This is a genomic window from Spirochaetia bacterium, from assembly GCA_022482625.1.
Classification (GTDB): Bacteria; Spirochaetota; Spirochaetia; order Sphaerochaetales; family Sphaerochaetaceae; genus Pleomorphochaeta.
Window position 1 is genome coordinate 698589 of the sequence record JAKVOU010000001.1, and the last position, 22169, is coordinate 720757.

20 protein-coding genes are annotated in these 22169 nt (G+C 48.0%); 12 read left to right on the forward strand and 8 right to left on the reverse strand.

Translation table 11 applies throughout. From position 1 onward, the window contains the following. Nucleotides 1-5: 5 nt before the first annotated feature. A complete protein-coding gene (locus LKE40_03125) occupies nt 6-1361 on the reverse strand; it encodes an MATE family efflux transporter (GenBank protein ID MCH3916461.1) in 1356 nt (451 codons plus the stop codon). Nucleotides 1362-1468: 107 nt separating this feature from the next. Here LKE40_03125 and LKE40_03130 point away from each other — a divergent pair, with 107 nt between their 5' ends. Next, complete coding sequence (locus tag LKE40_03130; protein MCH3916462.1) at nt 1469-1771, forward strand: N-acetyltransferase; 303 nt, start codon at nt 1469-1471, stop codon at nt 1769-1771. On the opposite strand, the gene trmB is transcribed toward LKE40_03130, so the two are convergent. Further along, nucleotides 1762-2502, reverse strand: a complete 741-nt coding sequence (gene trmB / locus LKE40_03135) for a tRNA (guanosine(46)-N7)-methyltransferase TrmB (GenBank protein MCH3916463.1) — start codon at nt 2500-2502, stop codon at nt 1762-1764. The genes LKE40_03130 and trmB overlap by 10 nt on opposite strands. 8 nt (nt 2503-2510) lie before the next feature. Further along, a complete protein-coding gene (mfd, locus tag LKE40_03140) occupies nt 2511-5732 on the reverse strand; it encodes a transcription-repair coupling factor (protein MCH3916464.1) in 3222 nt (1073 codons plus the stop codon). A 102-nt stretch (nt 5733-5834) separates the two neighbouring features. Between mfd and LKE40_03145 the strand changes: the two genes are divergently transcribed. Then, nucleotides 5835-6638, forward strand: a complete 804-nt coding sequence (locus tag LKE40_03145; protein ID MCH3916465.1) for an inositol monophosphatase — start codon at nt 5835-5837, stop codon at nt 6636-6638. On the opposite strand, the gene LKE40_03150 is transcribed toward LKE40_03145, so the two are convergent. The 3 genes from LKE40_03150 to LKE40_03160 all read right to left on the reverse strand — a co-directional run bounded on the left by LKE40_03150 (nt 6635) and on the right by LKE40_03160 (nt 8641). After that, entirely contained in the window at nt 6635-7327 is a 693-nt protein-coding gene (locus LKE40_03150; protein ID MCH3916466.1) for a queuosine precursor transporter, read from the reverse strand. The genes LKE40_03145 and LKE40_03150 overlap by 4 nt on opposite strands. A 158-nt stretch (nt 7328-7485) precedes the next feature. Then, on the reverse strand, nt 7486-7980 hold the full coding sequence (locus LKE40_03155) for a hypothetical protein (protein MCH3916467.1): 495 nt from the start codon (nt 7978-7980) through the stop codon (nt 7486-7488). A 1-nt stretch (nt 7981) separates the two neighbouring features. After that, nucleotides 7982-8641, reverse strand: coding sequence for a hypothetical protein (locus LKE40_03160; protein ID MCH3916468.1), 660 nt, complete (start codon nt 8639-8641; stop codon nt 7982-7984). 277 nt (nt 8642-8918) lie between these two features. On the opposite strand from LKE40_03160, the gene LKE40_03165 reads away from it, so the two are divergent. The 3 genes from LKE40_03165 (at nt 8919) to nrdR (ending at nt 10861) form a co-directional block, all read left to right on the forward strand. Next, the gene (locus tag LKE40_03165; protein ID MCH3916469.1) at nt 8919-9437 is read left to right on the forward strand and encodes an HD domain-containing protein; all 519 of its coding nucleotides are present in this window, start codon (nt 8919-8921) and stop codon (nt 9435-9437) included. Continuing rightward, on the forward strand, nt 9424-10254 hold the full coding sequence (locus LKE40_03170) for a deoxyribonuclease IV (protein ID MCH3916470.1): 831 nt from the start codon (nt 9424-9426) through the stop codon (nt 10252-10254). The genes LKE40_03165 and LKE40_03170 overlap by 14 nt, the downstream gene beginning before the upstream one ends. A gap of 115 nt (nt 10255-10369) precedes the next feature. Beyond that, entirely contained in the window at nt 10370-10861 is a 492-nt protein-coding gene (gene nrdR / locus LKE40_03175; GenBank protein MCH3916471.1) for a transcriptional regulator NrdR, read from the forward strand. Here the strand turns inward: nrdR and LKE40_03180 are convergent. Beyond that, a complete protein-coding gene (locus LKE40_03180) occupies nt 10858-12015 on the reverse strand; it encodes an HD domain-containing protein (GenBank protein MCH3916472.1) in 1158 nt (385 codons plus the stop codon). The two genes, nrdR and LKE40_03180, sit on opposite strands and share 4 nt — an antisense overlap. 63 nt (nt 12016-12078) lie before the next feature. On the opposite strand from LKE40_03180, the gene LKE40_03185 reads away from it, so the two are divergent. Genes LKE40_03185 through LKE40_03205 form a run of 5 tightly spaced genes read left to right on the forward strand, consistent with a single transcriptional unit; the run spans nt 12079 to nt 17954 of the window. Continuing rightward, nucleotides 12079-12570 carry a hypothetical protein gene (locus LKE40_03185; GenBank protein ID MCH3916473.1) on the forward strand — a complete coding sequence of 164 codons (492 nt, stop codon included), beginning with the start codon at nt 12079-12081 and terminating at the stop codon, nt 12568-12570. Continuing rightward, nucleotides 12563-13132 (forward strand): hypothetical protein, encoded by a 570-nt coding sequence (locus LKE40_03190; protein ID MCH3916474.1) that lies wholly within the window; start codon nt 12563-12565, stop codon nt 13130-13132. Before LKE40_03185 ends, LKE40_03190 begins: the two co-directional genes overlap by 8 nt. After that, nucleotides 13102-14175: a chorismate synthase gene (aroC, locus tag LKE40_03195; GenBank protein MCH3916475.1), complete on the forward strand. Its 1074-nt coding sequence runs from the start codon at nt 13102-13104 to the stop codon at nt 14173-14175. The genes LKE40_03190 and aroC overlap by 31 nt, the downstream gene beginning before the upstream one ends. Next, nucleotides 14172-16022, forward strand: a complete 1851-nt coding sequence (locus tag LKE40_03200; protein MCH3916476.1) for a DEAD/DEAH box helicase — start codon at nt 14172-14174, stop codon at nt 16020-16022. Before aroC ends, LKE40_03200 begins: the two co-directional genes overlap by 4 nt. Nucleotides 16023-16061: 39 nt before the next feature. Then, nucleotides 16062-17954, forward strand: a complete 1893-nt coding sequence (locus LKE40_03205) for a hypothetical protein (protein MCH3916477.1) — start codon at nt 16062-16064, stop codon at nt 17952-17954. Here LKE40_03205 and aroE read toward each other — a convergent pair. Continuing rightward, on the reverse strand, nt 17951-19444 hold the full coding sequence (aroE, locus tag LKE40_03210; protein MCH3916478.1) for a shikimate dehydrogenase: 1494 nt from the start codon (nt 19442-19444) through the stop codon (nt 17951-17953). The two genes, LKE40_03205 and aroE, sit on opposite strands and share 4 nt — an antisense overlap. Before the next feature lie 106 nt (nt 19445-19550). On the opposite strand from aroE, the gene LKE40_03215 reads away from it, so the two are divergent. Continuing rightward, nucleotides 19551-21482, forward strand: a complete 1932-nt coding sequence (locus LKE40_03215; GenBank protein MCH3916479.1) for an ABC-F family ATP-binding cassette domain-containing protein — start codon at nt 19551-19553, stop codon at nt 21480-21482. After that, on the forward strand, nt 21479-22156 hold the full coding sequence (locus LKE40_03220) for a Maf family protein (protein ID MCH3916480.1): 678 nt from the start codon (nt 21479-21481) through the stop codon (nt 22154-22156). The genes LKE40_03215 and LKE40_03220 overlap by 4 nt, the downstream gene beginning before the upstream one ends. Nucleotides 22157-22169 lie beyond the last annotated feature (13 nt).

Here is a 22169-nt window from a genome sequence, read left to right on the forward strand (position 1 = left end):
GGCTTTCAGCTTTTCTGCAGACCAGCAAGATGTGAAATGACAGACCTGTAATAGAGGCACGCAATAAGTACTGCACTCCAGTTTACCACGACAATTCCGACATAAACGCCGCTGATGCCCATATATCGTCCAAGGATAGTAAACAGAAACCATGGCATGCATATCTGCCGATACAGTCCGATATAGACAGCAAAATCCGGTTTCTTGATTCCCTGCAGGGCGCTGACCAGTATCCCTAGGATGACATAGGTCGGAAAGGCAAACAACTCAATATGAAGATATTGGACTCCGGCGGCAATTACAGCCTTGTCAGATGAAAACAGACCAAGTAAGAACGAAACCAGAGGATAGATGATTATGCCGCCTATGCTGATCATCGAGACACCCCAGACAAGGGTGTGCTGCACTACTTTGTGAATCCTGTCCATCCGTCCTGCACCAAAACTTTGCCCGCAGATAGCCAATGCAGCTGTATTGAGTCCCATGGTCGGGATCAAGGCAAGTTGTTCCACCCGCATTGCAGCCCCATAGGCAGCAATGGTCTGGGAACCTGGAGCAAGTTTCAGGATAAAATAATTTATCACGAATATGCCAAGCGCAGTTGTTCCGATATTCAGCATTGCAGGAACCCCCTGCCTCAAAAGTTCCCCCAGTTCCCGTAGACTTGCCCGTGCCTTGAGAAACAGCAAGCGGTCAAAATTCTTGCTATGGATACATCTGAAAGCCAGGTAGATACTTCCGCTCGCCTGGATCAATACCGTTGACAGTGCTACGCCGACAGCCCCCAGCCGTGGCAGGCCTCCCCATCCCATGACAAACAGAGGATCAAGCAAGACATTGAGGAAGAATCCGAGTATCAGGAAATTACGGTAGCTCCTTGAGTCACCCTGGCTGTTGAGAAAACCGTTCATGACTGCATTGAGACAAAAAAAGACAGCACCGAAGAAAATGACATCTATGTACTTCAATCCTTCAACCAAACTCTGTCCCTCTGCTCCCGCAAGCAACATGAGGAACCTAAGCAAAGGTACCATGCAAGCCAGCAGAACACCTGCTGCAAGAGAAAGCAAAAGGGAACCGACCGCAAAGTGATGGAACTTTGTCCGGTCATCCTTCCCCAAGGCAATCGAACATAGGGCAGTAGTACCGCTGCCAAGTCCTCCGGACACAGCAGTGACAATGAAATAGATGGGAAATGCAATGGTAATTCCTGACAAGGCTGCCGTGCCGACCTGCCGTCCGGCAAAATAAGTATCGACGACATTGTATAGGGTATTGAACAACAGACCGGTGCTCGCAGGTACAGCAAGTTCCCTGACAATATGTCCAACCGGCTTTTCCATATGTACCTGCCCGCTCATGCTACCGAACCTCCTGTTGTCCAGTGATATTCCAAGAAAAACAAACCAGTATCCATGCTATCCGAAAACAGATTCCTTTGCTATGATATCAGAAAAAGGAGCCATGCATGGACTTTACCATTGAGAAAAACATCATCACCCTGCACCAGCAGGACAAACAGTACGGATTCATCGACTTTTCCATGGAAAACGAACATCTGGTCAGTCTGAAAAAGGTTTATGTCAATCCTGAATACAGAGGACAGGGAATAGCAGGAAAACTGATGGACTTTGCAGCCGCTACGTTTCACGATAAAGGCTACACGGTCAGGCCTGTCTGTCCATACGCCTTTACATGGTATAAGAGGCACCCACAGTTTGAAAGTGAAGTCATCTATCCTGACCAGGATCAGCTTTCCTGTCAGCTCTGATCCTTTTCAAACCAGACTTCACTGATTTCATAGTCCAGGTCCCTGCCCCGTCGCTCATATTTTGTCGTAGGCCGCCATGGTCTGGTAGGAGCAAAACCACCATAGGGGTTGTGCAGTCCCTTTGTTGCTGAAAATACCGAAAGCATCTGGTCAGCATAGTCCTGCCAATCAGTCGTACAGTAGATGTAGCCTCCAGCTCTCAGCTTCCTTGTCAGCAACGCTGCAAAATCCGGTTGGATCAACCGCCGTTTACGGTGTTTTTTCTTTGGCCAGGGATCAGGGAAGAATATATGGAAACCTGCAAGGCTCCCGTCACTGATCATATCTTCCAATATCCGGACTGCATCGAATCGCATCAGCCTGATGTTTTCTATCCCTGTATCGCCGACAGTTGCAAGCAACTTGGTAAAACCGCTGAGGAAGACTTCAACTCCCAGATAGTTGAACTGCTCACGTTCCTTTGCAATCCTGGCAGTGCTCTGTCCCATACCGAACCCTATTTCCATGATCACCGGCCTGTCATTGCCGAAGATCTCTTGGAAATCAAGCAGCTGTTTTCCATAAGGGACACAGTAGTGGCTGTAATATTTCCGTACAGCTTCTACCTGAAACGTATGCAATGCTCCCGTACGGAGTACATATGAATGTATCCTACGGTTTCCGTCAGCCTCAGGTTCCACGAACTGCAGTTCAGGTATATCTTCAAAAACTACTTTCGGTCTTTCCTTCATATCCTTTCCTATGCAAGCCTTTCCAACATCTCAAGGATGAACAGGCTCTTGTCCTTCAATGATACGGCTCCAGTCCTGAGTTTGACATCACATGGATGGGCAGTATCGAACTTGACGTTTCCATTGCTATACTTGAGCAAGGCAAGCAGTTTCTCAGCATGGATATACTTGACGGACCGATATGTTACCGTCACGGTCCCCTTCTTTTCCTTGAGATGGATGATGCCAAGCTTACGGCAGACTATCTTCAATTGCGCGATATAGATAAGGTTTGACACTTCTTCAGGAGGAGGTCCAAATCTATCTGACAGTTCACTGATAAGCAGATTCAACTGCTGCCGGTCCTGGACACTGGCAATCTTCTTATAGATTTCGAATTTGATCGAAGGTTCCTTGATGTAGGAATCAGGGATGAACCCGGTATAGTCAAGTTCCATGAATACTTCCTGTTCAAGTTCTTCCTTTCCTTCACTGCGGATCTTGTTCACCGCCTCATCCAGGATCCTTATGTACATATCCAGACCCACGCTTGCAAGCTGTCCCGACTGTTCCCTTCCCAACAGGTTGCCCGCTCCACGGATTTCCATATCCTTCATGCTGACCTTGAACCCGGCGCCCAGACCGGTATTCTCGCTGATTGTCCTAAGCCGTTTCACGGCAACCTCGCTCAGGGACTGCTCATTGGGATAAAACAGATATGCATAGGCCTGATGGTCACTTCTACCTACCCTCCCCCTCAGCTGATAGAGCTGCGATATCCCGTAGAGATCAGCCCTGTCAATGATGATCGTATTGACATTCGGAATATCGATGCCGTTTTCGATTATCGTCGTAGAAACCAACACCTGTATGCCTTCATGGATGAAACGTCTCATGGTATCCTCGAGGTCCGCAGGTTCCATCTGACCATGGGCACTGGCAATGGCGACATCAGGCAACAGCTGGGACAGCAACCTTACCGTTGCATCCAGGCTGTCAATCCTGTTATGGAGATAGAACACCTGTCCATGACGGGCAATCTCATCCCTGATTGCCTGGGCTGCAACTGAGATATCGAAGGGAATAATCTTCGTCGCAATGGCATGTCGGGCCATAGGAGGTGTCGTAAGCAGTGACATATCCCTGATCTTCAGCAGTGACATGTAGAGGGTCCGGGGAATCGGAGTGGCAGAAAGTGCAAGGGAATCGATACTGGTACGCATCTTCTTTATTTTCTCCTTGTCCTTGACCCCGAAGCGCTGTTCCTCATCAATTACAAGCAATCCCAAGTCCCGGAAAAGGATATCCTTCTGCAATATCCTATGGGTACCGAACAATACATCGATCTGTCCTCCCGCAATCCGGTTCTTGACCTCCGTCTGCTGTTTCTTCGGAACGACACGTGACAGCAAGCCGATGTTGATCGGAAAATCCTGGCATCTCTGGATGAAATTGTTATAATGCTGTTCTGCCAGAATCGTTGTCGGCGCCAGGAATGCGACCTGCTTTCCACTCATCACTGCCTTGAAAGCAGCCCTGAAGGCGACTTCAGTCTTCCCAAAGCCGACATCACCGCAGATAAGCCGGTCCATCGCAGTAGAACTTTCCATATCTGCCTTGACATCATCGATGCAGGTCAACTGGTCCGGTGTCTCCTCATATGGAAACATTGCCTCAAACTGGAGCTGCATATCATTGTCGGGTTCAAAAGGAAAACCAATCGTAGCTTTTCTTCTCGCATAGAGCTCGATCAGATATTTTGCAAGGTCTTCGGCTTTTGCCCTTGCTTTTGCTTTCTTCTTTTCCCAGCTCGCCGTACCGATCCGGTCCAACGTCGGGGCACTGCCGGACGAGCCTATGTACCGCTGGACCAGGTTCGCCTGTTCGATCGGTACATAGATGGTATCGCCGCCAGCATATGCTATCTTTATGTAATCCCGTTCCCTGTCAAATGATTTGACACGATCAATCTTGATGAAACGTCCCACGCCATAGTTGACATGGACTACATAATCACCTTCATGAAGATCGACAAATGAATCCAAAGGAGAACTCTTGGTTGTCCGAAGGGTCTTTATCACCTGTTTTCGCCGGCCGAAAATCTCATGCTCACACAGGACAATGACCTTGCGCTCGGGAATGGAAAAACCACCTGAAAGCTCCACATCCATATAGCGAATCTGAGGAAAAGACGACAGCATCTGCTTCAACCGCTGTGTCTGCAGGGCATTTCCGCTGGAAATGAAAATCTGCCACCCATCGGAAGAGAGACTCTTCAGCTCACCTTTCAGCCTTGAAAAATCGCCGAAATAAGAATGAGGTCCCTCAAGATTGAACCGATAGCATTCTTTGTCATTGTCGATGTCGACCAACGTCAGGCTATGCGGATGCCGGCTGACAAAGTCTGGAAAATCGAGCAATATCTCATCAGGTCTGGGACAGTTCCTGTCTTCCTGGAACGCAGTCCTGTACAGACTTTTTGCTTCCGCCTGGAGGCTCTTGTAACTGGTATCCAGCATCAGATCTCCCAGAAGACAAAAGAAGTCATGGGATCCGACATAGCTGTCGATCAGACAGGTCTCAACAGGACTTGTCTCATCAACAAGGCTGACGGCAAAGTTCCTGAGGTTCCCGGAAGTTTCCTGGGTCAATGGATCGAAAGGTGCAATTTTCTCAACTTCATTCCAAGCCGAATAGATCCGTACCGGCTCGTCTTGGTTGAACGGAAAGATATCCAGTACCTCTCCCCGTACCGAAAAATCACCTGGAAGCTGGGTGGAAGGACCCCTGGTATAGCCGGCAGAAGAAAGCCGTGCCGCAATTGAGACAGGGTCAAAGGTTCCCCCTACCTTGATTTTGAGACTGGAAGCCTCTATTGTGCCTGAAGCAACCACAGAGCTTACAAATGGCCGCAGATGCGTGACGATAATTGCTTCCTTGATCTCACGGATTCGGGTAAGGACCTGAAGCTGCATATATTCCAGAGGCCCTGGTTGCCAAGGGGAGTAGAGCTTCTTGTCCGTACCGGGGAAATAGACGACAGGCACTTCACTGCTGCTGAGGTCCCTGGCAATATTCCCATAGGAATCAATCGTAATGCCAAGATCCTTGAGCATCTGGAGACAGCTTTCCTTCGTCGGGCAGATCACCCATATCTTGCCCTTTTGGCTCCGATAAGCCAACCGGACCAGCTGGGCCAGAGGATATCCTTCGATACCAAAGACCCTAAGATTACCAATCCCGGCACTCAAGCTCTTGTAAGCAGGTGTAGTTTTAATATATCCTTGGATAATATCTGAAAGTTGCATGACGTGCTACAACGTAGCATAGAGCAAAAAGGAAATCAATGAGACATGGTATTGGATGGCGAAAAATTAGACATATTGATGGAAGAACTGGAAAGCTGTGCGACTGTTGCCTATGAAATGCAGGCTGACATCGCACGGGGATACAAGGATGACGGTTCGGTACTGACAAAAGCCGATACCACCATCTCCAGAAGAGTAATGGTAATGCTCTCCCGGCTGTTTCCCACCTGCAACAGGATAAGCGAAGAAGAAAGGTCCGCTTACAAGGAAGATGCACCTTATACGTTCATCTTGGACCCGATTGACGGTACTGATGTCTATTCCCAAGGGCTGCCCTGCTTTGCCATAGCGCTGGGTATCCTTGACAGCTGCAGGCAACCGGTAGGAGCAATGGTCATCGCACCCCGTTTCGGCATTGCACAGGAACGGTTCAGCATAAGGCTTGATCCCGGACAAAAGCCCATCCTCGACTCAAAGCCTTTGAGATATCCACAGGGAAAGGATATGCCTACACAGATTACGTTAAGCAGCAAAAGTCAGAAACTTGTAGATTTCAGCCACTTCCATGGCAAGGTCAGGACATTCGGATCGTCAATCATACACATCCTTGCCCCCGCAATCTATCCCTATATCCAAGGATGCATCAACCAACCGGCATATGCATGGGACATAGCTGCGGCCCATGCTGTACTACGGGCTGTAGGAATGGATATCGAATATGCCGACGGTACACCTTTTGTCTATGACCGTTCGATGCTGGAAGACAGGATGCCTTGCCACGGCACCATCTACTGCGGTACCGAGACATGCCGGCATAACCTAAGGGAACTTCTTCCCCTCAGGAGCTAAAGCGTACAGCTGATTTTTCCTTGGTCAAACCATCTGCGTGCAAGGTAAATGAACGGTGTATCACAGATAGCAACGATCCATTTGAGCAGATAGGTAGAAATCATGATCTGGATGAGTACATCCCAGGGATAGACCCCAAGGAAAGCCCCTAAGGTAAATATCACCGTATCAATCAACTGTGAGACAAACGTCGAAGCATTGTTGCGCAGCCAAAGCATCCGGGTACTTGGAAAACGTGCCTTCCAGAACTCAAACGCCCAGATATCATGTGAATTGCTGCATAGGTAGGCAATCAATGACGCAGCAGCAATCCTAGGCATCAGTCCGAACAGTTCCTTCATGGACTGCTGTATGTAGTCGGAAGGTGCCGGAATGAACAGAATCGCCATCTGCATGAAAACTGTCATGACAATCAAGGCAAAGAAACCCATCGGAACTGCCTTGGACGAGGCTTTTCTTCCATAGCACTCGGACAGTATGTCGGTTGCAAGGAAGCCGGTAGCATAGACAATGTTACCAAGCGTAGCCTCGATACCGAAAAGGTTGACGGTCTTTGCAACCTGAAGGTTTGCCACAATCACATAGATAGGAATCCATAGGTACAAGCCAAGCTTGCCCCAGAAACGAAAGGCGACCATAATAGCCGCAAAATTGAGAATAAGCAGGATGAACCAATATAATTCATTCATGCTGATACCCCCTCAGATAGAATAGCCAGGAGCAACGCTCCCCTACGCCAAGATGCTGTCAGTTTCCCGACGTGCCACATCCACCTTGGTTCTGATGGCTGCATGATATGCAAGGGCCACTTTACCCTATTTCACAAACAGAATTATACTTAACATAATTAAAGCATCAATTTCTCCGTTCCGTTCCAGGGTACTACCTGTTCAACGGACCAGCCTGACAATCCATAGGCAGCAATCACGGCAGGCATAAATTCATCCCTGACTGCAAGCACAAGCTCTATGCGTTCATTACGCAACAAAGTACGTAACAGTCCGTCAAATCCAAGTCCCATAGAAAATTCAAGCCGACCGATTTCATCGAGAAATACAGTTGCATGGCCCACCGCCTGCTGCAGGCTGTCCAAAAGTTCAGCCTGCGCCGAAGCAAAAGCTTCTTCACGTACATAGTAACGGCCAAGCCTGAGACCCGGAGGGCAGTCTGCAAGACTGAGATATTGCCTGCCGGTAGCCAAGCTAAGAAGTGTATAGAAACTTTTGTTTTTCCCTCCGATGGAAAGAAAACCGAAACAGGGACCCGTCTCTTGAGCTGCAAGTTGCCGTAATCTGGTCGTCTTGCCTCCATGCCATGGGGCAGTAACCAGCAGGTTTCCCATCTCAGTGTTCGCCCAAAAACGACTGGAGCACAGCAAAAGCTTTCATGCTGTCTTCGCGAAGTATGACAAACGTCAGCTCGTTCATTGTCGATACGATTTCTATGACGTTGATTACTTCCCATGCAAGCTTTCTTACAGCTTCATAGACAATGCCTGGTGTCTGGAGAAAACGACCCGAAAACACAAGAGTAAGGGCAACAAGGTCATTCATTTCATTGAGGACATCCTCGCCTTCTGCAATTTCTTTTACAAGGTCACGATATTTGTCACTCACTGCAACCGAAATCTCGTGTGAGCCAAGAGAAATATTGAGAAAGTCTCCCTTTTCAGTTGCCACTGTCGCATAAATGCGGCCAAGCTTGGAAAGGAAACTGTCATTCCGAACTACATTGAGATCATAGATATTGGTCTTCATGACAATCTCATAGTCCACCTTCGGACGGCTGTTCATTTCTTCCCTGAGCTTGAGCTCATCCCCATAGCGGCGTACAGCCATGACGATTGCACTGTGCTTGACTTCCCTTCCGTACAGCTTCTCCACTTCACCTTGGATGGAAGAAGCATAGTTGCTGAAAGAAAGCACACCTCTTACCAACATTTCATGGATGAAAGGAGACCTGTCTATGATATGCTTGACGCATCCGCTTACCGATTCTGCCATGGATTCCTCCAAATTCTCTATAGGTGTTATATTAATCACAAATTGTAAACATTTCAACAGAAAAGGCACTAAATCTCTACATGAACTAAGAATTGTTTTTTTTACACGAAATTAATTCAATTTACACCTAAAAGTTGAAAAGCCAGGGCAATTGTCAAGAAAAATAGTTACATTCTCCACCTGACTGAATAAATATTACCAAAGGCAATGGCAATGTTCAGCTATCTGTGCCATACTGGTCCTACAGACATATGCGAAGGGGAAACACAGCAGGATGATGAACATCATAGACAATCTTAAGCAAGAAATGATCAGCTACTTTTCAGGTGACCCTCAGAGAATACAGCATTTCATAAAAGTCCATGCTTTTGCGGCATTCATTGCAAAGAAGGAACAGCTTGCTGAAGAACAAAGAGTCGTCTGTGAATGTGCAGCCTTGGTACATGATATCGGCATCAAGGCTGCAGAAACAACTTACGGACATAACACGGGCAAGTTACAGGAAAAGCTTGGCCCTGAACTTGCTTATCGATTGGTGCAAGCCGTCAATGAGAAACAAAAATCACTTTATAAACTCACGGACCAGCAGATTGACAGGATATGTTATCTGGTAGGACATCATCATACCTACACCGGAGTCGACGGACTGGACTACAGGATACTCGTTGAATCTGATTTCCTTGTCAACATGTACGAAGACCATTATCCGATGGATGCCATAAAGAGAGCATATTCACTTTTTTTCAGGACCCGGACGGGCCGGATGATCTGTAGGACGATATATGGACTGTCATGAACAAAGATTGCTAGGTTGTCACCTGAGTATAAGCGGCGGACTGGCTGCAATGGCAAAGACCGCCCATTCCCTGGGAGCAACAACCTTTCAGTTCTTCAGCAGCAATCCAAGAAGTGCCAGAGGAAAAGAATGGGCCAAGTCCGATATCGAAGCATTCAAATCTGCTTGGGACCGTCCGTTCGTGGCTCATGCACCCTATATCCTGAATCTGGCCAGTACCTTCCCAGAAAAAAGACAGAAAGCAATCTCAGCAATGCAATCCGACCTAAAGAGGATCATGTCGATAGACTGCCCCTACTACAACATTCATCCAGGCTGTCATCTTGGCACTGGAAGCGAGAAAGGTACAAGTCTCGTAGCCGAAGGGCTTGACCAGATCCTCGACCAAGGATGTTCTTCAATGATTCTTCTTGAAACGATGGCTGGCAAAGGAACGGAGCTGGGACGTACCTTGGAGGAATTGGCAAGGATACGGCACCTGAGCCAGCACGAAAACCAGATAGGTTATCTGGTGGATACCTGTCATGTCTGGGATGCCGGCTATGACCTCAGGGATGGCAGCTCCTTCATCAGTCTCCTTGATAGGGTCCTGGGCCTTGAAAATATCCATGCAATACATCTCAATGACAGCATGAACCCTCTGGCAAGTCATAAGGACCGCCATCAGAAACTCGGCAAAGGCTGCATAGGCTTTGATGCATTGGCCTCGCTTACCTGTAACCCAGCCCTTTCCCACCTGCCTTTCATCCTTGAAACCCCAGGAGGGCTTCCGACCTATCAAGTTGAACTCAAATTGCTGAGAGGCTATTGTCCATAGTGTCAATTTTCATATAAATTACATTTTATCCCCACATAAACCACTAGAAAAACTTATTACGACCCGTTATCCTACCAAAGAAGGCATACTATCCAGTATGCGGGGAGAAGAGACAATGAGATGCCCGAATTGTGGATATCCTCATGACAAGGTACTTGAATCACGATTGAACTCTACAGGTTCCACCACAAGGCGACGAAGGGAATGCCTACGATGTGGCTATCGTTTTACCAGTTATGAGCGGATTGAAGAAAAACCTATTACCGTCATAAAGAAAGACGGCAGACTGGAACGTTTTGATATCAAGAAAGTCGAACGTGGCATACGTACATGCACAGACAAGCTCAAGATCAGCGAAGATGTACTGGAAAAATTACTGCAGGACATAGAAGACAACGTAGACAAGCAAGCTGGCAGCAAAAGGGAGATAGCTTCCTCCGCAATTGGGGAAGAAGCACTGAGACAGCTTTCCAGGATAAGCACCGTTGCCTATGTAAGGTTTGCTTCCGTTTACAGAGCCTTCGATACATTGGACCAGTTCATCCAGGAAATCGAAAGACTTGATGCTGCAGGCAAAGAAAACAGGAAACAGGAAGAAAAAGACTAGTCGCCGTCGATCCATCGTCCCTTGAGAGAGTATTCTATGCTGTCATCCAGATGTTCAGGAATCAGTATTTCATTGGCGCATGACTGCGCAAAATTATCACTCATTCCCGCAACATAGTCAAAGATGAGACGATCAGTTGTCCCGTCATGGTCTCGGTATGGCTCCTCCATTTCCCTTACGTATCTGCCGAATCCCACTGCAAGAAGATTCTTTTCACTGCAGTAACCGTTTATGTCATTCCCATATTGGGTCAACAGCTCACCGAGATAACTGACGATCAAATCAAGCAATCTGGTATAGTACTTCCTATAGCCGCCAAGCATCGGAGATCGATAGATATGCTGGTAGTTATACTCTTTCATCAGGCATACGGCCTCATATACCCTGTCGCTGAAACTGATACCGCTCTGCTCATCGGAATTCTCGATGACATCCTTTACCAACGTATCAATGATCTTGCTGTTGCTGTTCCCCAACACTTTTGCAACCGTTTCCGGCAATTCATTACGATGTATGAGCCTAAGTCTGCAGGCATCTTCCCAATCCCTTCCCAGATAGGCTATTGAATCGGAGAAACGGACGACGACTCCTTCCCAGGTGCTTGGTACCAAGCCATCCTTTGAGGTAATGGCACCAAGGTCCTTTACTTCCTGTTCCGGCTTCAGATGATGAAGGAATTTTTCTCCGCAGTGGCAGACGATACCATCACGCACGGCATATGTCAGGTCCATGCCCTGCCCATGGTTGGAAATGAAATCCACAATCCTCAGACTATGGACCTCATGCTCGAACGGTCCGACCCCGGCTTTTTCCATCATTGAACTAAGAATGGTTTCCCCGATATGTCCGAAAGGGGTGTGTCCAAGGTCATGGCCCATACCGATTGCCCATGAAAGCTCATCATCCAGGCCAAGGCCCTTGCAGATTGTCGAAGCAATGGAAGAAACATGCAAGGCATGCTCTATCCGGGTACAGATATGGTCATTGCTCGGGGCAAAGAAAACCTGTGTCTTGTGCTTCATCCTGCGGAATGCAGAGGAATGGATGATAGCTGTCGTATCCCTGTAATAATCTCCCCTGACATCGCTCGATCTAGGCCGGATGCGATGTCTGAGGCTGTCTTCAGGCAACAAGTCCTGCAGAATCTTGGACATCTTTTACAACCTCCGTGAAATATGGTATCATATACGAATCAGAATTTCTACAGGAGATATGATATGTACTTTATTGCTACATTGACGACATTGGTCTACATCATCTGCCTGATCATGCTTATCCGCTTTGCATTTTCCAGGACGTTCCTTTATTGGATATTTCCTCTGATCATCAGTGCGGCATTGCTTGTAGGCCAAGTCGAATCACTCATTGTTTCTGTAGGCGGTACGGTCCCGGAACAACTGCGCATCCAGTTGCCTATCGGACTGTTTTCTGACATTGCAAGAACCAGGTTGGCCTTTCCTCTTCTGTTTTCCATACTCTTCATGTGCATGATCATCACGTTTCATCACGCAGTCGATGCAAGAAGACCTCCGGTCAGCCGAAGGAAAAAGATGATGATGAAAAACTATGCTGCCGTCCAGTATGTCCAGATGATGGAAAACAACGCAATACGCACCGCAGACCTCCGACATAGCATGGCCAGTCATTACAGATGTACGGTCCCCCATGGTGACCGTTATCCGAAATCCTGGGAAAATCTCTATGACTGAGAAGGACATGCATATTTTCATTGCAGGAATAAAACATTGCGGCAAGACGACACTGGCAGAAAGACTGGCAAATGCCATGGATATACCTTATGTGGATGCAGATTCACTGATGCTACAGCAGATTCATCCTATGACAGTCCGTGGGTATTATAGGAACGTAGGAAAGGAATGCTTCCAACAGACGGAAGCAGACACGCTTGAATGCTACCTTTCCGAAGTACATGCAGACAGCATCGTGAGCCTTGGCGGAGGCGCATGCGAAAACAAGACCTGCATGGAACTGTGCCATCGCTACGGGTTGCTCCTGTATCTCAATGTCGGAGAACAGACGCTTTGGGAAAGAATCATCAGGGATGGCATCCCACCTTTTCTGGAAACAGAAGATCCCAGGAATACGTTCCATGGGCTTTACCTGATGAGAGACGGCCTCTACCGCAAGGAAGCGGACCTCATCGTCGACATACCCTGTGGCAGCAGCAGGGAAGCAACTTTTGAAAAAGTCTGGAATGAACTGAAGAACAGGGAGGAGATATGGCAAGCAATTCCTTCGGAAAAGCACTGACCGTCACTACATTCGGCGAGAGCCACGGCCCGGCGCTTGGAGCCGTCATCGATGGACTGCGCCCAGGGCTGAAGCTCGACGTGGAGCAGCTTCAGGCCATGATGGACAGAAGACGTCCTGGCGGAAATCAGCTTGGTACACATCGGAATGAAAAAGACAAAATAAAAATCCTTTCAGGGATATATGAAGGCATCATTACAGGAACGCCATTGACACTCATCGTCGAAAATGAAAACCAGCACAGCAAGGACTATGAAGCAATTGCCCATTGTTTTCGCCCCGGGCATGCAGATTATACCTACCAGCAGAAATATGGCATAAGGGATCCCAGAGGCGGCGGGAGGGCCAGCGGCCGTGAAACGCTTGCAAGGACAGCAGCAGGAGCCGTTGCCATGCAGTATCTTGAAAAGGAAGGCATCAGCATAGAAGCCGGGACTGTCAGGATCGGCACACTGCACGTCGGCAAGGATGACCCACGGTATGACTGGAACGGAAGGAAAGACAATCCGCTCTATTGCCCGCAGCAGGAAACAGCAGCACAGATGGAGGAACTGATCCTCGACTGCCAAAAGCGTGGTGACAGTGTCGGAGGCATCGTTGAATGCAGAATGACCGGTCTGCCGAGCGGCATAGGAGAACCTGCATTCGACAAATTGGATGCAATGCTTGCACATGCAATGCTGAGCATAGGAGCAGCAAAAGGCTTTGAAGTCGGTGAAGGATTCGCAGCGGCAAGCCTATTCGGGTCACAGAACAATGACCAGATGGCTCACAAAGGTTTCCTTTCCAACCACGCAGGAGGCATCCTCGGAGGCATATCCACAGGAGAAGAAGTCATATTCCGGGTAGCTTTCAAGCCTACCCCGTCGATTTCCATCCCACAAAAAACCATTACTGACGAAGGAATGGATACAGAGATATCCATCAGCGGACGGCATGATCCATGCATCGTTCCCAGGGCCGTCGTCGTCGTTGAGGCAATGGCAGCACTGACAGTCCTTGACCTTCTTCTGGAAAAACAGGCAAGGAGACCATTGCAATGAAAGATTCACCTTTGATCGTACAAAGTGACAGGACACTTCTCCTTGATGTACACCACCGGCTTGCAGACCAATGCAGGGCTGATATCAGCCGATTCTGTGACTTGGTCAAGAGTCCTGAACATATGCACACCTATGCACTTACAGCAATTTCACTATGGAATGCCGCATCCTGCGGATTGACCTGCGACAAGGTACTTGACTCCCTTGAGAAATGGTCACGTTATGACCTGACGGACGCCATACGCTTCTTCGTGACCGATGTCTCAGGAAGATTCGGCAAGCTCATACTTACGAAAGAAAGGGACTTGGAAATTCCCCAGGCTACAGTTTCTCCCCTACCTGAAGTCTCAAGTCAGCAGGAAGCTGCTTCCTACCAAGTGGAAAACGACCGGCTCAACCAATCACTCATGAACCTGCTGCAGGACAAGAAAGAAAAGAAAAAACAGCAGGAAGCAGAAGACTTTCCCGTTGCTGAAGATGACCTTCAGGAAGAGCACTACTATCTGCATGTCAGTGACAGGAACATTGCCATGATCCTTGAGAACCACAAGGAAATCGAAGCACTCATGATCCATACGGAAGAGCTGGGCCTCTATGCAGTCCCACAGCTTTACAGAGGAGAACTGAAGCTTCGGTTAATCAAGCTTGGCTATCCAGTGGACGACAGGATACCGCTGAGCAGGGGACTTCCCATAGATTTCAGGCTAAGGAAGACTACCTTGTCAGGCGAAAACTTTGCAATACGGTCATACCAAGAAGCAGCTGCAAATGCCATTTACAGCACAGATGGCAGCGGCAGTGGGTATGGGACGTTGGTATTGCCCTGTGGTTCGGGGAAAACCATCATAGGACTTGAAATCCTGGCAAGGCTGAAAACACGTACGTTGATCATCACGACCAATGTGGCAGCTGTGCATCAATGGATAGATGAAATCAGGGACAAGAGCTTTACCGATGAAGTAGGAGAATACACTGGCAACAGGAAGGATATCAAAGACATTACGGTCTGTTCCTACCAGGTGCTCACATGGCGGCCTGACACAGCAGGAAATTTCCCCCACTTTGACTTGCTCAAGAAGGGCAACTGGGGATTGATAATCTATGACGAAGTACACATGCTCCCAGCTCCGGTTTTCAAGGTCACTGCAGAACTGCAAAGTGTATGCAGGGTCGGTCTGACGGCCACGTTGGTAAGGGAAGACGGCCGACAGGATGAAGTCTTTTCCCTCGTCGGCCCCAAACGCTATGATATTCCATGGAGCGAACTTGAGGCCAAGGGATTCATTGCCCAGGCTTTCTGCCATGAGATCAGGGTACCGCTTCCGGTCTACCTTGAGCTTCCTTTTGCCTTGGCCGGCAAAAAGGATCAGTTCAGGATTGCAAGTGAAAATCCTGCAAAGATTCCCATCGTCGAGAGCCTGTTGAAAAGACATGAAGGAGAATGCATACTGGTCATCGGACAATATCTGCAACAGCTCAAGCTTGTTGCAGAGCAGATAGGAGCACCATTGCTCACAGGTTCGACCGCCAACAAGAAGCGGGATGAGCTCTACAGGAAATTCAGGGAAAAGGAACTGAAAGTGCTGGTGGTCAGCAAAGTAGCGAATTTTGCAATAGACCTTCCTGATGCTTCCGTAGCTATACAGATATCAGGAACGTTCGGGTCAAGAAGCGAAGAGGCCCAACGGTTGGGAAGGATACTCCGGCCAAAAAAGCTGAACAGCAATTTCTATTCATTGGTAACCCTGCATTCAACGGAAGAAGACTTTGCGATGAACCGCCAGAAATTCCTTGCAGAACAAGGATACCAATATGATGTGGAAATTTGGAATGAAGAAAAGAACTGAAAAGGAGGAAGCCTAGGCTAACGGTCAGGCAAGAAATTGATGGAACAGAAATTAGAGCAGTTCATTGCCTATCTGACTGAAATGGATGAGGAAAAATTCTTTTATCTTGCAAGGAATTTCCTGCCTGAGACAACGACACCATACAACAAACAGTTGGTAGCCGAGCGTCTTGCATCCTTCTTCCTCAACGAATCAAAGAAAGAAGCATTGCTTTCTACATTGGGTCCTCTGGACTGTCTTATACTTGCCTTGCTTCAGCTGCGGCCCTCGGCAACACTTGCCGATCTGTTGGGCATGCTTGAACCTTTTGAAAAAGTAAGTTGGGACGAAGAACAGAATGATTATCATTCCTATGACTTGTTTTCGGGTATTACCTACCCCGATTTCGTCGCCCATCTTTCTTCCATGGCGAAACGTCTTATCCTCATCTTTGACAATGGCATGATCAAGGAAAACCCATTGCTTGAGGATGATCTGAAAAAGAAAGCTACCCTTTATCCCCTCTCCGCCTATTTTTCGACACATGTTCCTTCTGCTGAGCCCGTCGAACGAATCACCGGTACGGGCTACCTCAATCAGGAATTCCTAAAGGCATTCCTCAGCTGCGGGGGCAGAAACCTGTCACCACACTCATTTCCCCAACTGGAAGTCATACAGCTCAACTACTTCCAGACATTGCTCGATGCCTATGCAAGGGAATACGGTAATCTGGAAAACCTCCTGATGGCCAAAGATGACAAAAGCTTCCTGGCTCAGCTACTTTCCCAGCAACCGGAAGAAAAGGCATTCTATATGGAAGCTTTTGCCCTACTGTCCAAGAACAGGAACATGGAATTCGGTCTGGCCGATTATCTGCTACGTCAGCTTGCTGTATACCACAAGCTCAGGACTGACAGCGCAGAGCTTCTTGATAAACTTGAAATACTTGGTATTGCAAGACGGCAGAAAGATTATCTGCTCACCAATGAACTGTTCATAGACTCAGAGCAGGAAAGACAGGGAACCCTTTTGGTTGACTCTGACCTGAGCATCAGTTACATCGGCAAAAGAAATGGTTCCGATTTACTGTGGAAATTCAGCCATATAGAGCGCCTTGACCTACGGACAATCTACAAAGTAGACAAAAAGGATATTGTCAGGGCTTTTGACTCCGGATGCACCTTGGAACAACTCGTCTGTTATCTCAAGGAAAACACACAGCAGGACAACCTTGGTTTCCTACTGGATTTCCTCCGTTTTACCAAAGATGAATACAGCCAGGTCTCACTGCTGCATGGAACGGTGCTGAAAGGAAATGAACGGATTGCAAATATCATGGAACACCATCCACAGATCCAGCAGTTTATCCTTGCACGGCTTGCCCCAGGCATATTTCTCATGGACAGCAACCAAGAAGAGGCATGGACTGCCATCTTGCAGGGTGCTGGTATATTGGTTCCGAAACCACAGCATCCCCATACAGACAGGATCTGTATTCCGGTTGCAGAAGAACCCAAGGCAATACCGGCAGTAATCTGCCCGTTGGACAGGAAACCCCAGCAAATGACTTTTGATTCGGATTCCCTGCGCAAGCAGATTGAGTTGTCCGATTTCAAGCAAAATGAAAAGAAAGACCTGCTGAAGCGACTTGATGAAAAAATGATTGTCGATGCTTCACAACTGGGAGCCAATGTCCTGGAACAAAGGCCATCAGCAAGCGGTTTTGCTTACAGAAGCAAAGTGAACATCTGCCAAATGGCTACGAAGGATCCTTCTTCCCTGTTGGTTCTCAACTACAGGGGAAAGAAAATGCTGGTTGCAGCCAAGAAGGTCTTGGACAAAGGAAAAGAAAAGGCAATCCTCATCGGTCTGAAACTTCCGGGATACAAAGAAGTACAGTTGGACATTACCAAAATGTTCCAGGTGGAACTGACAAAGACAATGCTTGGCTAGATTGAAGGCTTGATCCAGTAAGGATAGTGATAACCGGTAAAAGCCTCAAACTGGAGCAATCCCTGCTCCAGAAGCATCCGCTTGCCGTTGTAGACAGTACATCCACTCGCCTTTGCCCTGTCAAGAAAACGTGTATGTTCAGGCGAATAGATCAGGTCATAGACGATCTCATTGCCTGTAAATTGCAGGGCAGGTGCAGGATCGGCATCGGAATGAGGAGCCATCCCCACGCTTGTAGTCTGGACTACGAGATCCACTTTTCCACTATAGGAAGCAACATGGTCAAGGCTATCAAAAGCACTCATCGATTCCTTTGCAAGCTCTCTTGCCCTTTCAATGGTCCTGTTGAGCACCGTTACCTTGACCCCATGGTTGACCAGAGCCCATACGACAGAACGTGCGGCACCTCCGGCTCCGATGACCAAGGCCTTCTTCACCTTACCTTCCTTCAGCAGATCATTGATCGGGGCAATGAATCCATAATAATCCGTATTAGTCCCCTTCCACATACCTTGGATCCTTGTAACGGTATTGCAAGCACCGATCTGAAGTACTTCCCTGGTAACTTTGCCAAGATACGGAAGCACTTCCCTTTTGTAGGGAACAGTGACTGAGAAACCATGGATATGAATCATTTCTGCAAGCCGGAAGAACGATCTGATTTTGTCAACAAGAAACGGTACATAGATGGCATTGTAATGTATGCCGGCAAAACCGGGGTTATGGATCTCAGGTGAACAGCTATGGAGCACAGGATTGCCGATGATACCATAGATGGCTGTCTTTCCATCGACCTTGTCGGCCCTGTAGAGCATCTTGAGCTTCTTTGCAGAAAGTTGCCCAGGTGCTACCGCATCGCCCTCAGCACAGGCAAAAGTCAGCATGGAACCCAAACGATGATAAAGAATCCGTGTACAGACACCGTAATCTCCCATTCCTATGACGATCTTATCCTTTACATCGACAAGTTCCTCTTCCATCCTGAACAAGGTCACCACATCGACAATGGTATTCGGGGTAACCGCAACCTTGGGAATATCACCTTTACGCGCTATTTTTTCAACGAGGGCATAGAGTCCTGCCGGCACTTTTTCAAAATCATGGAGACTTCGGATTATCCTGACTCCCTTCTCATGTAATTCTTCTTCGAAATCGACCTTTGCTGCTGTCTTTTCGTCCTTCACCTTGAAATCTGATTTCTTCAGATCCTGTTCCAAGTCGACATAAGCAAATTTTCCAGCAAGGACAACCTTGCGCAACAAGGAAATCCGGGTCTTGTTGGAAAGCACGCACAGCCCGCCGTCGACCTTTCTGCGGAACGTCGCTATAACCGGCAGCTGGCAGGCCTCTGGAAAAGCAGAGGCTTCATCCAACTGCTGCGGTTCCAGCTTGTCAAGCCTCAGTTCGACAAGATCAATATAGCCTCTGTTTTCTTCAACCTGACGCAAGGCATCGGAAACCGTACTGGCAGTCGTAGTAAGACATATCATTGCTATAACCCCTTGAAAACCCTTGTTGTAATCAAAAACGCAGTATGCTACACTCCATCATAGCGTCAAATACGCCATGTTTCAACAATAAACGGAGAAATGACCTATGGGAACGCTCCAGATTACTTCCCTGAACCTTGCTTTTGCGGACAGGGACATCTTGGACAACATCAGTCTTACTTTGGATGAGCATTCCAGGAGTGCACTCGCCGGCAGCAACGGCTGCGGCAAGTCCACTATGCTCAAATGCATATGTCATATCATGGTCCCGGATTCCATGAACCTTGCAATGACAAAGGACCTGCGTGTCTCCTACCTGCCTCAAAGCGATATCGTCTTGGAAAGCGGAACCGTAATCGAAGAAGCAGAAAACGGATACAAAAGATTCCTACCGGCCGTGAAAAGAATAAAGGAAATCGAGGCAAGACTTGCCCATGCAAGCGAAGGAGAACAGCTTGACCCGCTGTTGCTTGAATTGCATGAGCTACAGGAAAAGCTGCTGAACGGCGGTTGGCATGACCGTCGGCGCAGGAGCGAACAGATACTCAAGGGGCTGGGATTCAAGCAAGAAGACCTGGAACGTACCTGCAGTGAATTCTCGGGAGGTTGGCAGATGCGCATTGCCCTGGCAAAGGTATTGCTGGAATCTCCTGATATATTGTTGCTGGACGAACCGACCAATTATCTTGATATCGAAGCCAAGACTTGGCTGAAGAACTATCTGGCTGCTTTCAGAGGCGGACTCATGCTCGTGTCCCACGACCAAGGCTTCCTTGATGCCACAGTCAACGAAGTATATGAGCTCTATAGAGGACAACTTACCCGATACAGCGGAAATTATTCTTCCTATCTTGTACAGCGGGAAGCAGAACTGCAGCAACTTGAAGAAAAGTGGAAACAGCAGCAGGCAATGATCGGCAAGACAGAGCAGTTCATCGAACGGTTCAGATACAAGGCAACGAAAAGCAAACAGGTACAGAGCAGGCTCAAGATGCTGGATAAGGTTGAGGAAATCCAAGTCCCATCCCACCTGAAGAAACTGCACTTTTCCTTTCCTCCTGCACCACACAGCGGCAATGACGTGCTTACTGTCAGCAATCTGAAGAAAAGCTGGGGTGACAATGTCATCTTTGATGGTCTTTCTTTCCTCGTAAGGAAGCAGGACCGCCTGGCTGTAACAGGAAGGAACGGCGAAGGTAAAAGTACACTGCTGAGGATGCTCTGCGGCCGGGACAGGGAGTATGGCGGAGTAATCAAACTGGGTGCAGGAGTACGGATCGGTTACTTTGCCCAGGATACTGAGCATACGCTTGATCCTTCCAATACGGTAATCGGCGAGCTTGAAGGTATCGCTACTACAGCGGATGTTCCACGACTGAGGAATTACCTAGGGGCTTTCCTGTTTGAAGGTGATGATGTATTCAAGCCCATTTCGGTACTTTCCGGTGGAGAAAGAAGCAGGCTGGCACTGCTGAAGATCCTGTTGCATCCTGTCAACCTGCTCATCTTGGATGAACCGACGAACCATCTTGATATCAACGCCAAGGAAATGCTTGCAGAGGCATTGCGCAGCTATGAAGGCACGATGATATTCGTCAGCCACGATACTTATTTCATTGAACAGTTGGCAACAAGGATACTCTACCTCAGTGAAGACGCCCCTCAGTTCTTTGAAGGAGATTATGGTTATTTTGCCCGCAAATTGGATGAAAAGGAACGGTGGGAAGAAAAGGAAGACACACCGGACAAGCAAAGCACCAAGCAGGCACTCGGCTACAAGGAAACCAAGGAAAAGAACAACAGGATGAAAAAGCTCCAAAGGGAAAACGAACTGTTGCTCTCGCAGGACGAAGTCCTTCAGCAGAAAATTGACAAAGTCAGCCAAGATATGAGCAAATCAGAAAATTACAGTGATGCAACCAAGATCACAAAACTGATGGAAGACAAACAGAAACTGGAAAAAGAACTCAAGGAAAAAGAAGACCTCTGGTTGAAACAGGAAGAGGAAATCGAAGAATTGCAGGCAGAGCTCCAATGAAATCATTGCCGGAACATATCATCCTCGCCTCTGCTTCACCGGCAAGGAAAAAGGTACTTGAAGACCTTGGAATCAAAGTCGAGACAGCCCCGACAGGCTGTGATGAACAGACGGATGAAAAGGATCCTGCAAGTTCGGTCACTCTCCTTGCCCGCAGGAAACTGCATGCATACCTGCAGATGACAGAAAGGAATGATGCCTTGGCTACCAACGACTGGACTGATATTTCCATTGATGGGAAAGGCAGGTTTTTCCCCTCCCTCCTTCAATGTGCACAACGGCCCTTCAAGGGCCCATCGGTATTGACGTGTGATACGATGGTTGTCTTTGAAGACCGTCTGATCGGCAAACCGAAGGATAGCAATGAAGCCTTTCAACTGCTGCAATCCTTCAGTGGCAAGGAACAGACAGTCGTTACAGGTTTTGCACTGCTGCTTGAAGGAAAATGCCTGCTATCGGGCTGTGACCATGCTACGGTACAGTTCAGGACCTATGGCCTGCAGGAAATCAAAGATTATCTGGCAACGGAAGAGTGGAAAGGTGCGGCAGGGGGTTATAGGATACAAAAGGAAGGAAAGCATCTGGTTGAACGGACAATCGGCGACATACACACAGTCGTGGGGTTGCCACTCTTTCTGATTTCTGCTTTAATAGGTTCGAACTTTGTCTTGTGACAAAGAAATTTCC

Coding starts and splice junctions, on each gene's coding strand:
- LKE40_03125 (MCH3916461.1), bottom strand. CDS start 1,361: ATGAGCGGGCAGGTACATATGGAAAAGCCGGTTGGACATATTGTCAGG.
- LKE40_03130 (MCH3916462.1), top strand. CDS start 1,469: ATGGACTTTACCATTGAGAAAAACATCATCACCCTGCACCAGCAGGAC.
- trmB (MCH3916463.1), bottom strand. CDS start 2,502: ATGAAGGAAAGACCGAAAGTAGTTTTTGAAGATATACCTGAACTGCAG.
- LKE40_03145 (MCH3916465.1), top strand. CDS start 5,835: ATGGTATTGGATGGCGAAAAATTAGACATATTGATGGAAGAACTGGAA.
- LKE40_03150 (MCH3916466.1), bottom strand. CDS start 7,327: ATGAATGAATTATATTGGTTCATCCTGCTTATTCTCAATTTTGCGGCT.
- LKE40_03155 (MCH3916467.1), bottom strand. CDS start 7,980: ATGGGAAACCTGCTGGTTACTGCCCCATGGCATGGAGGCAAGACGACC.
- LKE40_03160 (MCH3916468.1), bottom strand. CDS start 8,641: ATGGCAGAATCGGTAAGCGGATGCGTCAAGCATATCATAGACAGGTCT.
- LKE40_03165 (MCH3916469.1), top strand. CDS start 8,919: ATGAACATCATAGACAATCTTAAGCAAGAAATGATCAGCTACTTTTCA.
- LKE40_03170 (MCH3916470.1), top strand. CDS start 9,424: ATGGACTGTCATGAACAAAGATTGCTAGGTTGTCACCTGAGTATAAGC.
- nrdR (MCH3916471.1), top strand. CDS start 10,370: ATGAGATGCCCGAATTGTGGATATCCTCATGACAAGGTACTTGAATCA.
- LKE40_03180 (MCH3916472.1), bottom strand. CDS start 12,015: ATGTCCAAGATTCTGCAGGACTTGTTGCCTGAAGACAGCCTCAGACAT.
- LKE40_03185 (MCH3916473.1), top strand. CDS start 12,079: ATGTACTTTATTGCTACATTGACGACATTGGTCTACATCATCTGCCTG.
- LKE40_03190 (MCH3916474.1), top strand. CDS start 12,563: ATGACTGAGAAGGACATGCATATTTTCATTGCAGGAATAAAACATTGC.
- aroC (MCH3916475.1), top strand. CDS start 13,102: ATGGCAAGCAATTCCTTCGGAAAAGCACTGACCGTCACTACATTCGGC.
- LKE40_03200 (MCH3916476.1), top strand. CDS start 14,172: ATGAAAGATTCACCTTTGATCGTACAAAGTGACAGGACACTTCTCCTT.
- LKE40_03205 (MCH3916477.1), top strand. CDS start 16,062: ATGGAACAGAAATTAGAGCAGTTCATTGCCTATCTGACTGAAATGGAT.
- aroE (MCH3916478.1), bottom strand. CDS start 19,444: ATGATATGTCTTACTACGACTGCCAGTACGGTTTCCGATGCCTTGCGT.
- LKE40_03215 (MCH3916479.1), top strand. CDS start 19,551: ATGGGAACGCTCCAGATTACTTCCCTGAACCTTGCTTTTGCGGACAGG.
- LKE40_03220 (MCH3916480.1), top strand. CDS start 21,479: ATGAAATCATTGCCGGAACATATCATCCTCGCCTCTGCTTCACCGGCA.